This window comes from Streptomyces sp. NPDC058877 (assembly GCF_042742855.1).
GTDB lineage: Bacteria > Actinomycetota > Actinomycetes > Streptomycetales > Streptomycetaceae > Streptomyces.
Genome location: NZ_JBHYMF010000039.1, coordinates 33,067 through 48,307, shown reverse-complemented (window position 1 = coordinate 48,307; position 15,241 = coordinate 33,067). Strand labels below are relative to the sequence as shown.

General features: G+C 73.1%; 13 protein-coding genes and 1 pseudogene. 7 read left to right on the top strand and 7 right to left on the bottom strand.

Annotated features, from left to right (window positions below; genetic code table 11):
• Positions 1–97: pseudogene (locus ACFW2Y_RS12425) on the top strand (heme-binding protein); the annotation flags it as partial.
• A gap of 113 nt (positions 98–210) precedes the next feature.
• Positions 211–1,614, top strand: coding sequence for a M1 family metallopeptidase (locus ACFW2Y_RS12420; protein ID WP_384876980.1), 1,404 nt, complete (start codon positions 211–213; stop codon positions 1,612–1,614).
• A 153-nt stretch (positions 1,615–1,767) separates the two neighbouring features.
• Here ACFW2Y_RS12420 and ACFW2Y_RS12415 read toward each other — a convergent pair whose 3' ends face one another.
• Positions 1,768–4,038: an MMPL family transporter gene (locus ACFW2Y_RS12415; RefSeq protein ID WP_384876978.1), complete on the bottom strand. Its 2,271-nt coding sequence runs from the start codon at positions 4,036–4,038 to the stop codon at positions 1,768–1,770.
• 175 nt (positions 4,039–4,213) lie between these two features.
• Between ACFW2Y_RS12415 and ACFW2Y_RS12410 the strand changes: the two genes are divergently transcribed.
• Positions 4,214–5,386 (top strand): sensor histidine kinase, encoded by a 1,173-nt coding sequence (locus ACFW2Y_RS12410; RefSeq protein ID WP_384876976.1) that lies wholly within the window; start codon positions 4,214–4,216, stop codon positions 5,384–5,386.
• Positions 5,361–6,023 (top strand): response regulator, encoded by a 663-nt coding sequence (locus ACFW2Y_RS12405; protein WP_384876974.1) that lies wholly within the window; start codon positions 5,361–5,363, stop codon positions 6,021–6,023. Before ACFW2Y_RS12410 ends, ACFW2Y_RS12405 begins: the two co-directional genes overlap by 26 nt.
• 223 nt (positions 6,024–6,246) lie before the next feature.
• On the opposite strand, the gene ACFW2Y_RS12400 is transcribed toward ACFW2Y_RS12405, so the two are convergent.
• Together ACFW2Y_RS12400 and ACFW2Y_RS12395 are read right to left on the bottom strand one after the other, a co-directional pair.
• Complete coding sequence (locus ACFW2Y_RS12400; RefSeq protein WP_384876972.1) at positions 6,247–6,774, bottom strand: GNAT family N-acetyltransferase; 528 nt, start codon at positions 6,772–6,774, stop codon at positions 6,247–6,249.
• 176 nt (positions 6,775–6,950) lie between these two features.
• Positions 6,951–7,526, bottom strand: coding sequence for a TerD family protein (locus ACFW2Y_RS12395; protein WP_384876970.1), 576 nt, complete (start codon positions 7,524–7,526; stop codon positions 6,951–6,953).
• Positions 7,527–7,707: 181 nt separating this feature from the next.
• Between ACFW2Y_RS12395 and arfB the strand changes: the two genes are divergently transcribed.
• The gene (arfB, locus tag ACFW2Y_RS12390) at positions 7,708–8,145 is read left to right on the top strand and encodes an alternative ribosome rescue aminoacyl-tRNA hydrolase ArfB (protein WP_384876968.1); all 438 of its coding nucleotides are present in this window, start codon (positions 7,708–7,710) and stop codon (positions 8,143–8,145) included.
• Positions 8,146–8,227: 82 nt separating this feature from the next.
• On the opposite strand, the gene ACFW2Y_RS12385 is transcribed toward arfB, so the two are convergent.
• A complete protein-coding gene (locus ACFW2Y_RS12385) occupies positions 8,228–8,791 on the bottom strand; it encodes a flavin reductase family protein (RefSeq protein ID WP_384876966.1) in 564 nt (187 codons plus the stop codon).
• A gap of 255 nt (positions 8,792–9,046) precedes the next feature.
• Between ACFW2Y_RS12385 and cdgB the strand changes: the two genes are divergently transcribed.
• Together cdgB and ACFW2Y_RS12375 are read left to right on the top strand one after the other, a co-directional pair.
• Positions 9,047–10,771 (top strand): diguanylate cyclase CdgB, encoded by a 1,725-nt coding sequence (cdgB, locus tag ACFW2Y_RS12380; protein WP_384876964.1) that lies wholly within the window; start codon positions 9,047–9,049, stop codon positions 10,769–10,771.
• 73 nt (positions 10,772–10,844) lie between these two features.
• Positions 10,845–11,846, top strand: coding sequence for a CBM35 domain-containing protein (locus ACFW2Y_RS12375; RefSeq protein ID WP_384876962.1), 1,002 nt, complete (start codon positions 10,845–10,847; stop codon positions 11,844–11,846).
• Positions 11,847–11,873: 27 nt separating this feature from the next.
• Here ACFW2Y_RS12375 and ACFW2Y_RS12370 read toward each other — a convergent pair whose 3' ends face one another.
• The 3 genes from ACFW2Y_RS12370 to ACFW2Y_RS12360 all read right to left on the bottom strand — a co-directional run bounded on the left by ACFW2Y_RS12370 (position 11,874) and on the right by ACFW2Y_RS12360 (position 15,014).
• Positions 11,874–12,806, bottom strand: a complete 933-nt coding sequence (locus ACFW2Y_RS12370; protein WP_384876960.1) for a 1-phosphofructokinase family hexose kinase — start codon at positions 12,804–12,806, stop codon at positions 11,874–11,876.
• Between the two features lie 127 nt (positions 12,807–12,933).
• On the bottom strand, positions 12,934–14,076 hold the full coding sequence (nagA, locus tag ACFW2Y_RS12365) for an N-acetylglucosamine-6-phosphate deacetylase (RefSeq protein WP_384876959.1): 1,143 nt from the start codon (positions 14,074–14,076) through the stop codon (positions 12,934–12,936).
• On the bottom strand, positions 14,076–15,014 hold the full coding sequence (locus ACFW2Y_RS12360) for an ROK family protein (protein ID WP_384876957.1): 939 nt from the start codon (positions 15,012–15,014) through the stop codon (positions 14,076–14,078). The genes nagA and ACFW2Y_RS12360 overlap by 1 nt, the downstream gene beginning before the upstream one ends.
• Positions 15,015–15,241: the final 227 nt, after the last annotated feature.

Here is a 15,241-nt window from a genome sequence, read left to right as displayed (position 1 = left end):
GGGCGCCCCGATCGCCGGCATCGGCGTCGCCGGCGCCCCCTCCGGCGACCTCGACGAGAAGTTCGCCCGGATCGGCGTCGCCTCCCTCACCAAGTGACCCGGCCACCACCCCCACCGGCGGTGGCACCCGGACCCCTCCCCGGACACCACCCCCACCGCTCCGGCCGCGGCTCTTCGGCAGCGGTCGGGCCGGCCTCTTAAGATCGATGCGTGGCCCAGCACAACCGGACCCGATCCGCCGTCCTCGCCGCCGTCCTCACGGCCCTCGCGCTGCTCGCGGGCGGCTGCGCCGAGGTCGGCGGCGGCGTCCGCGGCACCCCGGGGGCCTCCGGACTCCGCGACCCGTACTTCCCGAAGCTCGGCAACGGCGGGTACGACGTCCAGCACTACGGCCTGTCCCTCGCCTATGACCCCGCCGACGGGCGCCTCGACGGCACCGTCGAGATCACCGCCCGCGCCACCCAGGACCTCAGCGCCTTCAACCTCGACCTGTCCGGGCTCACCGTGCGGGCCGCGACCGTCGACGGCGCCCCCGCCGCGTACAACAGGGCCGGGAACGAGCTGACGCTCCGCCCGGGCGAGGAGATCCCGGAGGGCGAGGAGTTCCGGGCCACCGTCACCTACGCGGGCGTGCCCGAGCCGCTCACGGATGCCGACGGCTCCGCGGAGGGCTGGCTGCGCACGCCCGGCGGAGCGGTCGCGGTCGGCGAACCCGCCGGCTCCATGACCTGGTTCCCCGGCAACCACCATCCTTCCGACAAGGCCCTCTACGACCTCGCGCTCACCCTCCCGGCCGGAGTCGACGGCTTCTCCAACGGGGTCCGCACCGCACGGCGCACGGAGCCGGACGGCCGCGTCACCACCGTGTGGCACACCGCCGAGCCGATGGCGAGCTACCTCGCGACGGTCGTCATCGGCCGCTACGAGACGGGCACGGCGACGGCCCTCGGCTCTGTTCCCGTCCTGACCGCCGCCGAACCGTCGGTGGCGCCGGGCAGTGCCGCGCTGCGGGGCGAGGTCCCCGAGATCCTCGACCGTCAGGCGAAGCGCTTCGGCCCCTACCCCTTCTCCGCCGCGGGGGTGGTGGTCCTGGCGGACGGGACCCTCGGCTACGCCCTGGAGACCCAGACCCGGCCGGTGTTCCCGGCCGCCTCCTTCGACCGCACCACCCTCGTGCACGAACTGGCCCACCAGTGGTTCGGCAACTCGGTCACCCCCCGCAGTTGGCGCGACCTGTGGCTGAACGAGGGCTTCGCGACCTACGCGGAGTGGCTGTACAGCGAGGAGTACGAGCAGGTGCCCGCGCGGACCCACTTCGAGCGGGCCTTCGCCCAGGACGCCAACTGGGCCTTCCCGCCGGCCGCACCCCCCACGGCCGAGAACCTCTTCGACCCGCCCGTGTACCAGCGGGGCGCGATGGTCCTGCACGAGCTGCGGGAGACGGTCGGCGACCGCGTCTTCGACGAGATCCTGCGCGGCTGGTCGGCGAAGTACCGTCACGCCAGCGCCTCCACGGAGGACTTCACGGCCTACGCGGAGGGCGTGGCCGGCCGTGACCTGGGCGACCTGTGGGAGGTCTGGCTGTACGGCGACGAGAAGCCGGACCGGCCCTAGGGAGGGCATGGGGTCGTCATCAAGCTGCGGGCCCTGCCTGCGCGCCTCGACGATGCGGATCGAGGACCTCACCGGGACCGTTCGACGATCACGACTCGACATGCCCGGGCGATGCCCTGAGCCGCCGGACGCCAAGGGCGCGCAGGAGCGGGGTCAACGGTCGACCAGCCGTGCACGCGGTGCCTCACCCGTGGATTCCGCGCCGGTGTCGTCGGTGCCGACCGGGCCGCGGGGAAGCATCCGGTCCAGCCACTTCGGCAGCCACCAGTTGGTCCGGCCGAGGAGCGTCATGGTCGCCGGTACCAGCACCATGCGTACGACCGTGGCGTCGATGAAGATCGCGGTGGCCAGGCCGAGCCCGAACATTTTGGTGGAGGGGTCCTCGGCGACGGCGAAGGACAGGAAGACCGCCACCATGATGAGGGCGGCCGAGGTGATGATCCGGGCGGTGCGCGAGATGCCCTCGACGATCGCCGTGCCGCTGTCACCGGTGCGCAGGTACTCCTCGCGCACGCGGGAGAGGAGGAACACCTCGTAGTCCATCGACAGGCCGAACAGGATGGCGAAGAGGAACATCGGGATGAACGACACGATCGGAACCGTCGCTTCCAGCCCGATGAGCGCGCCTCCCCAGCCCCACTGGAAGACCGCGACCATGACGCCGTAGGCCGCGCCGATGCTCAGCAGGTTCAGCAGGACCGCCTTGAGCGGTACGAGCACCGAGCGGAAGACCAGCATCAGCAGCAGGAACGACATCGCCAGCACGGCGGCGACGAACACAGGCATGCGTTGGCTGGTGCGTCGGCCCACATCGGACAGGCTCGCGGCGGCGCCGCCGACGTGGGCCCTGGCCGGGCCGCGCCCGATCGCCGTGGGCAGCACGTCGGTGCGCAGCCGGGCGATGGTGTCGGCCGTGGCCTTGTCCTGGGGGCCGGTGGTCGGGAACACCACGAGGGTCGCGATGCCGGTGGCCCGATCGACGCGGGGCGGTGCGAGGGACGCGATGCCCGGATCCGCCGCGACCGCCCCGACGAGTCGGTCCAGCACTCCCGGATCACCGGTGGGGTCCGCGGCGATGACGAGGGGGCCGTTGGTGCCCGGGCCGAACCCCTCGGCGACGAGGTCGTAGGCCCGGCGCTCGGTACGGCCGTGAGGCAGCGAGCCGTCGTCGGGCAGGCCGACGCGCAGGCCGAGCACGGGCAGCGTCGCGGTCAGCAGCAACCCCGCCGCGCCGACCGCGTACGGCACCGGGTGCCGGTTGACGTGTCCGATCCAGCGACGCCACCCGGCGGCGCGGGCGGCGCCCGTCGCCGGGTCCGGCCGCCGTGCGAGTCGGCCCGGCCTCCTGGTCTGCAGAGCCCGGCCGATCCGGCCGGCCCGGGCCAGTCGCGGGCCCGCCGCGCCGAGGAAGGCCGGCAGCAGCGTCACCGACGCGAGCACCATCGTCAGGACGACGATCGAGACGGCGACCCCGCCCACCGTCATGAACGGCACGTCCGCGACCGCCAGGCCGAGGATCGACACGACGACGGTGCCGCCGGCGAAGACCACGGGCCTCCCCGCCGTGGCCACCGCTCGCCCCGCCGCCTCGCGGGGACCGAGCCCGTGTGCGAGGTGTTCCCGGTGCCTGGCGAGCACGAACAGCGCGTAGTCGATGCCCACTCCGAGCCCGACCATGCTGCCCAGGACCGGTGCGAAGGTGGGGACCTCCGTCACCCCCGCCAGTACCGTCATCGTGGCGACCCCGACGGTCAGCCCGAAGACCGCCATGCCGATCGGCAGCGCGGCGGCGACGAGCGAACCGAACGCCAGGAACAGGATCGCGGCCGCGGCGAGGAGGCCGATCAGCTCGCTCGCGCCGCCGTCGGGGTCGGAGAAGACGTAGAAGAGGTTCCCGCCCATCTCGATGCGCAGCGGCATCTCGGCGCGCAGCCGGTCGCCGAGATCGACGAGGGCGTCGAGGTCCTCGGCCGACAGCCGGCTCTGGTCGGGGTACTGCACCCGGACGACCGCGATCCGCCCGTCGGCCGAAACGAGGCCGCCGCGCACGGCGGTGTCCCCGCCCGCGTCGAGCGCCCCCGTCGGGTCGCTCGTTCCGAGCACGTGCGGCAGCCGCCCCACCTCGGTCTGCAGCCGCGTGAGAGCGGTGCGCGGGCCGGCGTCGTCGAAGAACGTCGCACCGTCGTCGCGGGGGGTGACGACCACCTGGGCGGTCATCCCCTCCTGGCCGGTGCCGGCCCGCTCGATCAGTTCCGCGGCCCGTTGGGAGTCCAGTCCCGGAGCGGTCATCGAGTCCGCGGTCCGCCCGCCGAAGGCGACGGCGGCGAGGACGGCGAGCGTGGCGGTGACCAGCCATGTCGCGATCACCCGCCAGGGATGGCGGGCGGCGCTTGTGCCCAGGCGCAACAGGGCTTTCGAGAGCATCGGGTCCTCCAACCACCTCGTCGACCGTCCTTGTACGGCCGCCGATGTCGAGGCTCGTCGCCACGGCGTTCCGCGGCATCGGCCCGCGGGCCGCGGATGCGTCGGCCCCGGGGCCGAGTGACGACCCGTCCTTTCGGCCGATGCGCGGCGCGCCGCGGTCCCTAGGCTGAGAACCGTGCTGCGCGACGACCTGCGAACCCTGTGGACCGAACCCCGGCCGCCCGACGCGCCCGCCCGGGTGCGGCGGGACTGGGCGCTGCTCGCCGCGGGCCTGGGCGGTGTGGTGCTGGAGGCCACCCTGCGCGAGGACGTCGTGTGGCGGCCGGTGGCGGTGGTGTTCGCCGTATGGCTGTGCCTGCTGCCCCTGTGGCGTCGGACCCGCCCGCTGGCGATGGCCACGCTGGCGTTCGGCTCGGTGATCCTGCTTCAGCTGGCCTCGCTCGTCGCCGCACCGCGCGAGCCCGTCGGCCTGTACACCAGCGCGGTCGTGCTCGTGCTGGTGTACGCGCTGCCCCGGTGGGGATCGGGACGGGAGATCGTGCTGGGCGGCGCGGTGATCGTCGCGGCGTGCGCGCTGTGTGTCGTCCCGGACGAGACCCCGGTCGTCGAAAAGGTCGTGGGCTTCGTCTTCGGGCTGCTGCCCGGCGTGGTCGGGGCTGCGGTGCGGTTCCGGGTGACCGCTCGCGAGCGGCAGTTGGACCAGGTGCGCTCCCGCGAGCGCGAGCAGCTCGCCCGGGAACTGCACGACACGGTGGCCCACCACGTGTCGGCCATGGTGATCATCGCCCAGGCGGGCCGGGTGCTCGCGGGCACCGCCCCGTCCGCCGCCGTCGAGGCGCTGGAGGGGGTCGAGGAGGAAGGGGCGCGCACGCTGGAGGAAATGCGCGCCATGGTCGCCGCGTTGCGCGACCGCGGGGTCGGCGCCGAGCTGGCGCCCCCCGCCGGAGTCGCGGACCTGGAGCGCCTGGTGCACACCCCGGGGGGTCGTCTCAGGGTCGACCTGGGGCTCGACGGCGAACTGGACGCGCTGCCCCCGGCCGTGGACGCGGCCGTCTACCGGATCGTGCAGGAGTCGGTGACCAACGCGCTGCGCCATGCGGTCGACGCGACCGAGCTCGTCGTCCGGGTCGCCGCGGAACGGCACACGGTCCGGGTGAGCGTGCGCGACGACGGTCGGCGCACCGGCCGGGGTCGCGACGGATACGGACTCACCGGACTGCGCGAGCGCGCGACCCTGCTCGGCGGCACGCTACGAGCCGGCCCGGGTAACGACCGGGGCTGGCACGTCGACGCCGAACTGCCGAGAGCGAGGAGCGAGAGCGGTGTCCATTCGCGTCCTCGTCGCTGACGACCAGACGATCATCCGCACCGGGTTGCGGATCATGTTGAACGCCCAGCCCGGCATCGAGGTGGTCGGCGAGGCCGCCGACGGGCGGGAAGCGGTACGTCTGGCCCGCGAACTACGCCCTGACGTCTGCCTGTTCGACATCCGCATGCCCGTACTCGACGGGTTGGAGGCCACCCGGCGGGTCGCCGGCCCGGGGGTCGCCGACCCGCTGGCCGTGGTCGTCATCACCACGTTCGACCTCGACGAGTACGTCTACGGCTCACTGCGTGCCGGCGCCCGCGGATTCCTCCTCAAGGACACGGGACCGGACCTTCTGGCGCAGGCCGTGCGGTCGGCGTCCGACGGTGAGGCGCTCATCGCGCCGAGCGTCACCGTCCGTCTGCTCCGGGCATTCGCGGACCTGCCCGCCGGCCGGCCCGTGGTCCAGCCGGTCTCCCCCGTCACCGCCCGCGAGGAGCAGGTGCTCCTCGCGGTCGCTCGCGGGCTGACCAACACCGAGATCGCCGATGCACTGCACATCAGCCTCAGCACGGTGAAGACGCATCTGGCCAGCCTGATGGCCAAACTCGGCGCCCGCAACCGGGTCGAGATCGCGATGTGGGCCTACGAGACGCGCCGCATCCTCCCCGGAACCTGAGCCGGGTGGCGGGCCGCGTCCCCTCGGTCCCCGCCCGGACATCAGTGCGCCGGCCGGCTCACGTCGGCTCCACCAGCCTCACCCGCCCCAGAGCGTGACGTACCGGGAGGCCGGAACCGGGACGGTGCGACACCCGGTGCGACAAGGCTCCCGACGGCCGCCGCGCCGGTCTCCACCTGCACGCCCCGATGATCCGGATCGAAGACCTCACGGGGCGATGCGCCTAGGGCGCAAGCTCCTTGCGCAGCACCGCGCACGGGCGACCGCGCGCGCGGTCCGGGCGGCGGTCCGTCTCCTCGTACCCGAGCGCGGTCCAGAACGCCAGCCCCGCCGGGTTGTCCTCCAGGACGGCGAGCCGCAGACCGGTGCGGCCGGCGGCGCGGAACCGGTCCTCCACGTAGCTGGCGAGCCGACGGCCGTGCCCTGCTCCCCGCTCGTCCGCGTGGACCATGAGCAGGCCCAACCAGGGGTCGGGATCGGCCGGGTCGGGATGGCGGCCGAGGGTGACGGCGACGGCGACGAGCCGGCCTTCGGAGCGGGCCAGGAGCACCTCGGCGGTCGGCCGGGCGAGCTCCTCGGCGAGGACCGCGGCGACCTGCTCGGGGCGGATGTCGGACGGGTCCGGGAAGTCACCGCTGAGTTGTTGGAACTCCTCGTCGGAGGCGTAGAGCGCGGTGAGCTCGGTGAGCAGCGCGCCGGGGAGGGCGGCGCCGTCCTCCAGAACCTTGGGGGCGAGGGCTTCGACGATCACGCGGACAGGCTAGAGCCCCGGCGGGGTGTCCCGGCCGGGGCTCCGGTGCCGTGTCGCGGCGGGCCCGTCCGGCGGTCGAGGGCCGGACGGGGCTCAGGAGAGGGTGCCCGGACGCGACGGTCGGGGCGTGGGGCGGGGGACCGGCGGTGCGGCCCCACGGCCCGGGACCCGATGGGTCAGAGGTTGACGCCGAAGTCGCGGGCGATGCCCTCCAGGCCCGAGGCGTACCCCTGGCCCACGGCGCGGAACTTCCACTCGGCGCCGTGTCGGTACAGCTCGCCGAAGACCATGGCGGTCTCGACGGCGGCGTCCTCGGAGAGGTCGTAGCGGGCGAGCTCGGTGCCGCCGGCCTGGTTCACGATGCGGATGTAGGCGTTGCGGACCTGGCCGAAGTTCTGCGCGCGGGAGACCGCGTCGTAGATGGAGACCGGGAAGACGATCTTCTCGACGTTCGGCGGGAGGGCCGCCAGGTTGACGTTGATCTGCTCGTCGTCGCCGCCGCCCTCGCCGGTGCGGTTGTCACCGGTGTGGACGATGGTCTGGTCCGGCGTCGACTTGTTGTTGAAGAAGACGAAGTGGGCGTCCGAGGCGACCCGTCCGGCGGCGTCCACGCCGATCGCGGAGGCGTCGAGGTCGAAGTCGGTGCCCGTGGTGGTGCGAACGTCCCAGCCGAGGCCCACGGTGACGGCGGAGAGGCCCGGGGCCTCCTTGGTCAGGGAGACGTTGCCGCCCTTGGACAGGCTCACAGCCATGGAAAGTCCCTTTCATCGTGATGTCGTCGCTGGGAGAAACGCGTCGGGGCCGCCGGCGGTTCCCGAGCGCCCCCGCCCGGGGGAACCCCGTCCGCGCGGGGGCCGTCCGAGGTGGGGCCCGACCGCCCGCCCGGGGCTCGGGCGAAAATCAGGATGACTCCTCCGGCCCGCTGCGGGGAACATGGGGGGCATGTCCGGTCCCTATCCCATCCGCGGCTCCGTCTCGCTGCCCGAGGCCGAGCTCCAGTGGCGTTTCTCGCGGTCGTCGGGGCCGGGCGGTCAGCACGTCAACACCAGCGACTCGCAGGTGGAGCTCCGCTTCGACCTCGCGGCCACGGAGGCGCTCCCCGAGGTGTGGAAGGCGCGTGCCCTGGAACGGCTCGCCCCCCGGCTGGTCAACGGCGTGGTGGCGGTCCGTGCTTCGGAGCACCGTTCGCAGTGGCGCAACCGCGAGACGGCGGCGGTCCGTCTGGCCGCGCTCCTCGCCGAGGCGACGGCCCCGCCGCCGAAGCCCCGCCGGCCGACGAAGATCCCCCGCGGGATCAACGAGCGGCGGCTGCGCGAGAAGAAGCAGCGCTCGGAGACCAAGCGCATCCGACGGTCCCGCGACTGGGGCTGACCGGCCTCCGGGGCCGGCGGTCCGTGCTGCTGCGGCCGGGGCGGTGCGGTTCCGGGGGCGGTGCGGCGGCGCCCCTCCGGGGTCAGCCCAGCCTGCGGTACCTGCCCTGGAAGTACGTCAGGGGCTCGCCGCCGCCCGGGCCCAGGCCGACCGTCAGCACCCGGCCCACGACCAGGGTGTGGTCGCCGGCCACCACGCGGCTCTCGGTGCGGCACTCCAGGACCGACAGGGCGCCGTCCACGAGCGGGGCGCCGCTCTCCTCGCCGCGGGTGTGCGGCAGGTCGGCGAAGAGTAGCCGGTCGCTGACGCGGTTCTTCATGGCGAAGCGTCCGGCGACCTGTCGCTGGTCCTCGGCGAGGACCGACACCGCCCAGACGGGGACGTCGGCGAGCAGGTCGTCCATGCGGGAGCCGTTGCGGAGGCTCACCAGGACGAGCGGCGGGTCGAGGGAGACCGACACGAAGGCGGTGGCGGTCATGCCGACGTCCTCGCCGCGGGGACCGTCGTCGGGGTCGTGCGCGGTCACCAGGACCACGCCCGCCGCCAGGCGGGACATCGCGGCCCGGAACTCTTCGTTGCTCACTCCCCCAGCATGGGGGATGGCCAGATCGGACACGGGGCACGGGGCGGGAGTCTTCTGCAGCACACCGGCACGCTAATCCGGACCCCCTGCGTCCGACATCGGGCCCGGGGACCAGACCGGCACCCCCGGCGGACCTAGGACCTCCGCGGGGTGCGCCGCAACCCGCCACGACCTGCTGTGACTTGAGTCACAGAGGCCAGTAATTGCTGACCCTGTGTACCGGGTGCGCAGCTCGCTGTGATTCAGTGGCGGTGACAGTGCAATACGAAACCGATGAGAACCCTGGAGTTGCTGTCGAGGTCTCGGGGAGAGCGAGCGATGGAGACCGAGTCGGAGCCGTATGTCCGTCTCTCGACCTTGCGGCAGCTGCACCAGGTCGTGGCGGACCTCAACACTGCCCGCAGCTTGGCGGACACCCTGCAGACCGTCGCCGACGGCGTGGTCGCCGGTCTCAACTACGAGCTTGCCTGTGTCAACCTCGTTCGCCCCGACGGTGACCTGGTCGTCGCGGCCTTCGCCGGAAGCTCCGCGGCCGAGGCGCTGATCACCGGCCGGGTCGGCTCCAGGGCCTCCTGGGAGCGGCGACTCTCCATGGGGGTCGCCTGGGGCGACCTGCGGTTCATCCCGCACACCGAGGGCTGGGTCCTCATGGAGGACGACGTCCCCCAGTGGCACACCGACGGCCCCGCGCCCCGCTTCGAGGACGAGTGGCACCCGCACGACCGGCTCTACGCCCCGATGTACGCCCCCAGGGTCGGCTCCGCCCGCCCGGGCGGAGCCGCACCGGGCTCCGGTCGCGAGCTCCTCGGCGTCATATCCGTCGACCGCCCGCGCAACGGCCGGCACCCGGGCCCCTGGGGCCAGGAGGCGCTCCAGATGTACGCCTCGCAGTCGGCCATCGCCATCAGCAACGCCCGCCTCCGCTCCAACATGCAGCGGGCCCTGGTCCGGCTCGAACGGGAGCAGCAGGCGCTCCGGGCCAGCGAGGAGTCCTTCCGGCAGGCCTTCGAGTACGCCCCTTCGGGCATGGCCATCGCCGAGATGGGTGGTGACCAGCACGGCCGGTTGCTCCGCACCAACGACGCCCTGTGCCGGCTCCTCGGCCGCCCCGCCTCCGTCATGCGGCGCTACTCCTTCGCCGATCTGGTCCACCCCGAGGACATCGGGACCCTGCTCCGGACTTCCGCGGAGGGCGGCCGGGCCGAACTACGCCTCGCCCGGCGGGACGGCAGCTACGTGTGGGTCTCCCTGCGTAACTCGGTCGTCGCCGACACCGCCGACGGCCCCCGCTTCCTCCTCACCCACGTCGAGGACATAGAGGAGCGCAAACGGCACGAGCTGCAGCTCGCCCACCGCGCTTCGCACGACGCGCTCACCGGCCTCCCCAACAGTGCCGAGCTGCGCTCCCGACTGTCCGCCCGCCTCTGCGAGCGCCCGGCGGCACTCGGGCCAGGCGACGCCGCGTACGGCGGGTACGACTCGCGTCGGGACGGCGGCTACGGTGCGGAGCGCGAGGGTTCGGGCTACGAGCCGTCGGCGTACGAGCACGAGCACGGCTTCGGTTTCGAGCCGGTGGGCAGCGCCGGGCCGTACGACCACCACGTCCACACCGTCGCCCCCACGGGCGGCGAGACCGATGACGGCACCAAGGGGCTCGCCGTCCTCTTCTGCGACCTCGACGGCTTCAAGTCGATCAACGACCGCTTCGGGCACCACACGGGGGACGCCGTCCTCATCGAGGTCGCGCGTCGGCTCACCACCGGAGTGCGGGACGGCGACACCGTCGCCCGGCTCGGTGGTGACGAGTTCGTCGTCCTCGCCGACGGCCTGGGCGCCGCCGATGCCGCCGATCTGGCCCTACGCCTCCGCAATGCGATCATCCCGCCGATCCGGGTGGACGGGCGGGCGGTCCGCGTCGGTGCGAGTTTCGGCATCGGTTGGGCCGAGTGCGGAATGACCGTGGAAGAGGTCCTGAACTCCGCGGACCAGCGGATGTACGTGGAGAAGCGCTCTCGTGCGAAGGTCCACCGCAGGGCGGGCTGAGTCGTGCGCTGGTCTGTTCGAGGTAGGCTCGCCCGGTCGGCGACGGCTGGCGAGCATGGAGAGGATGACCCGGATGGCTGCCGGTAACGACGGCGCGAGCAAGCCCGAGGACGACGATCCGTTCGGCTACCTGTACGCGGACGGTCAGGCAGCGGGTGCCCAGGCCCCGCAGGGCGGCGGCTACGGCTATCCCAGCCCCGCCCAGCCCGGTGTGCCCCGGACCTCGTACAACCAGGTCAGGACGGTCGGCGAGCGCCAGTACGGCGGACCCCAGCAGCCGTACGTGCCGCCGCAGCAGGCCCCGTACGGTCAGCCGCAGGCGCAGTACTCCGCGCCCGAGGCCCTGCCCCCGAACCTCAGGAACGGTGCGCAGGCGGAGCGGGGCGGAGCCTACGGCGGTCAGCAGCACGGCCATCCGGCCCCGATGCCGCCCCAGCGCGGCGGTTCCGGTCGCGGCCCCAACACCAAGGGCCTGCTGGCCGGTGCGATCGCGGTCGTCGCGGTCGTCGTGATCGGCATCTCGGTCGCCCTGATCAACAACTCGGGCGACCCGGCCGACAAGAAGGACCGGGCGGGCGGCACGGCCTCGACGGCCCCCACCCGGGTCTCCGAGGCCCCGAGCACCGAGCCGAGCGCCGACCCGACCCCGGGGGAGCTGCCGAAGCAGGACGCGGCGACGCTGACCCTGGGCGGCACGGCCACCACGGGCACCGAAGTGAAGGGTGCGAAGGGCGCGAACGGCGCCTACGTGCGCTTCAACGGGGTGGGCAGCTCCGCCAGCTGGTCGGTCGACGTGCCGAACGAGGGCGAGTACACGCTCCGCATCACCTACAGCGTGCCCGGCAAGGACGCCAGGACGTCCCTGACGGTCAACGGCGAGGCGCCCCGTGAGGTGCGCATGTCCAACTTCGCGAAGGCCGCCGGGGGCGACTGGGAGAAGGGCTGGACCTACACCTACGCCTACGTGAACCTGAACAAGGGCGCGAACACGCTCAAGCTCTCCTGCGAGGCGGGCGACGCCTGCGAGGCGATCCTCGACCAGGTCTACCTGGAGGCCGGGCACACCGGTACGTGATCCTCCGGGACCCCGTCGGGCAGCGGCTCAGGGCGTCTCGACCGCTTCGAGCCGGGTCACCTGCACCCGGGGCAACAGCTCTTCGTACGCCGGTGCGTCGAACTCGCCGGCCACCGGGGAGAGCACCGTGGCCGCCGAGAGGGCGACCGCCCGGGTGAGCCTCTCGGGCCAGGTGACGTCGTCGACCAGGCCCGAGAGGAGGCCGGCGACGGCGGAGTCGCCCGCGCCCGTGGGGTTGCCCTTGACCGCGGCGGGCGGGGCCGCCCGCCAGAGGCCCTCGGGGGTGACGGCGAACAGGCCCTCGGGGCCGAGCGAGGACACCACGGCGCGGGCGCCGCGGCGCCGTGCGTCACGGGTGGCCCGGTGCGGTTCCCGGGCGCCGGTGAGGTGGGCGAGTTCCTCGGCGTTGGGCTTGACCAGGTCGGGGCGGGCGGCGATGCCCCGGCGCAGGGGTTCGCCACTGGTGTCGAGCAGGACGGGTACGGCGGCGGCGCGGGCGAGCCGCACCAGTTCCCCGTACGCGCCGACGTGGATGCCCGGCGGGAGGCTGCCGCAGAGGGCGACCGCCGCGGCCCCGTCGAGGAGTTCCGTGAAACGGGCCCGGAAGGCGGCCCATTCGGCGGGGGTGACGGTCGGTCCGGGTTCGTTGAGCTGGGTGGTGTCCCCGCTCGCGGTGTCGACGACCGCGACGGTGCGGCGGGTGGGCCCGGTGGTCTCGACGAGCTCGTCCCGCACCGGGGTCGCGGCGAGTTGCTCCCGCAGCACGGCTCCGGTGGCGCCGCCCGCGAAGCCGGTGGCGACGGTCTCGTGCCCGAGGGCGGCGAGGACCCGTGCGACGTTGAGCCCCTTGCCGCCGGGCCGTTCGATGACCTGGGTGACCCGGTGGGAGGCGTGCGGGGTGAGGGCGGGAACCCGATAGGTCAGGTCCAGTGCCGTGTTGAGAGTGACCGTGAGGATCACAAGCTGTCCACTCCCCGTACGCCGTGTGAAGTCCTGCGGAACGGGCGTTCCGACGGGGACCGATCATGCCAAAGGAAAGGCGGTTGGCCCAGCCCCCCGGCCCACCGCCCTTCGGTATGACTCCTGATCAGACCGCCGGGTCGACGATCCACTCTCCCTTGCGCATGACTCCCTTGAGGTCGAACGAGGCGTCCAGGACGACCAGGTCGGCGTCCTTGCCGGGTTCCAGCGAGCCGACGCGGTCGTACACGCCGAGGAGGCGGGCGGGGTTGGCGGAGATGGCTTCGACGACCGACTCGACGGGGATGCCGTCGATGGTGGTGGCGCGCTTGAAGGCGCGGTCCAGGGTGAGGGTGGAGCCGGCGATGGAGCCGCCCTCGACGAGCCGGGCGACGCTGTCCTTCACTTCGACCTCAAGGGTGCCGAGCATGTAGCGGCCGTCCCCGAAGCCGGCCGCGTCCATGGCGTCCGTGATGAGGGCGACCCGCTCGGGGCCGGCGTGGTGGAAGGCGAGCTCCAGGGCGGCGGGGTGGAGGTGGGTGCCGTCGTTGATGAGTTCGACGGTGATCCGCTCGTCCTCCAGGAGCGCGGCGATCGGGCCGGGGGCGCGGTGTCCGAGGCCGGGCATCGCGTTGTAGAGGTGGGTGGCGACGGTGGCACCGGCGTCGATGGCCGCCCGGGTCTGCTCGTAGGTCGCGTCGGTGTGGCCGATGGCGGCGATCACGCCGTGCTCGGCGAGCAGGCGCACGGAGTCGAGGCCGCCGGGCAGTTCGGTGGCGAGGGTGACCATCTTGGCCCGGCCCCGGGCGGCGTCGATCAGCTTGCGGACCTCGGCCGGGTCCGGGTCGCGCAGCAGCGTCTCGTCGTGGGCGCCCTTGCGGCAGGGGGAGATGAACGGGCCCTCGAAGTGGAGGCCGGCGATCTCGCCCTGCTCGGCGAGCTCGGAGAGCAGGCCGGCCCGCTGGGTGAGGAAGTCCATCTCGCCGGTGACGAAGGAGGCGACGACGGTGGTCGTGCCGTGCAGCCGGTGGGTGTGGACGCCCTTGAGGACCTCGTCGACGGTGCCGGAGGTGAAGGACGCGCCGCCGCCGCCGTGGTTGTGCATGTCGACGAAGCCGGGGACGAGCCAGTGGCCGCTCAGGTCGAGGACGGGGGCGTTCTCGGGGGCGCTGCCCGCGATGCGGGCGCCGTCGACGATCACGCGTCCGTTCTCGACCGTTCCGGTGGGCAGCACGACGTGTGCGCCGGCGAGAACCTGCTGATCGGCCATCAGGCGGAAACCTCCGAGTCGAGGGAGAGAAGGTCCCAGGCGAGGAGGCCCGCGCCCAGGCATCCGGCGGTGTCCCCGAGGGCCGCCGGGACGATGGCGGGCAGCTTCTGGAACGTGACGCGTTCCTCCACGGCGGCCCGGAGTGGTGTGAACAAGGTTTCCCCGGCCTCCGCGAGACCGCCACCGATGATGAGCGTCCGGGGGTCCAGCAGGGTGAGCGCGGTGACCAGGCCGTCGGCGAGTGCGTCGACGGCGTCCTGCCAGATCCGTACGGCCGTGGGGTCGCCGGACTCGACGGCCTTCGCGCAGTCCGCGGCGTCGGCCTCGGGGTCGCCGCTGGTCGCGGCCCAGGCGAGGGAGACGGCGGAGGCGGAGGCGTAGCGCTCCAGGCAGCCGCGCTGGCCGCAGCCGCAGTCGGTGCCCCCGGGGCGGACGACGATGTGGCCGATCTCGCCCGCGTAGCCGTGGGCGCCGGCCTCGATGCGGTCGCCGATGCCGATGGCTCCGGCGATGCCGGTGCCGAGGGGAACGAAGAGGAAGCGGTCGGCGCCGTTGCCGGCGCCGATGCGGCCTTCGGCGAGGCCGCCGGTGCGCACGTCGTGACCGAGGGCGACGGGTGCGCCGTGGAGGCGGCGGCTGAGGAGTTCGCGCATGGGAACGTCCCGCCAGCCCAGGTTGGCCGCGTAGACGGCGATGCCGTTCTCCGCGTCGACGATGCCGGGCACGGCGACTCCGGCGGCTGCGGCGGGCTCTCCGTACCGCTCCTGGCCGAGCGCGCGGAGCTCTTCGGCGAAGCCGAGGATGGTCTCCACCACGGCTTCGGGGCCGCGCTCGCGGCCGGTGGCGCGGCGGGCCTCGTGCAGCAGGGTGCCGTCCGCCCCGACGAGGGCGGCCTTTATGCCGGTGCCGCCCACATCCAGGGCGATGACGTGTCTCACGGGGGACAGTGTGTCGCGGGAAGACCCAAAAGGTCTAGTCCACTGCCGAGGATTGTTGCGTACGGATACAAATTCGGAGTCCGCCATGCGCCCATCGTCCCGCCGCAGTTGCGGAAGTGATACCCAAGTGGTGTAGACCTCATGCCGGGGCTCGGGGCAGACTTACGGCCCGTAGAGGAGCAAATACTCAGCTCATCGCAGCGGAATAGCAGCTCAACGACGAGCAA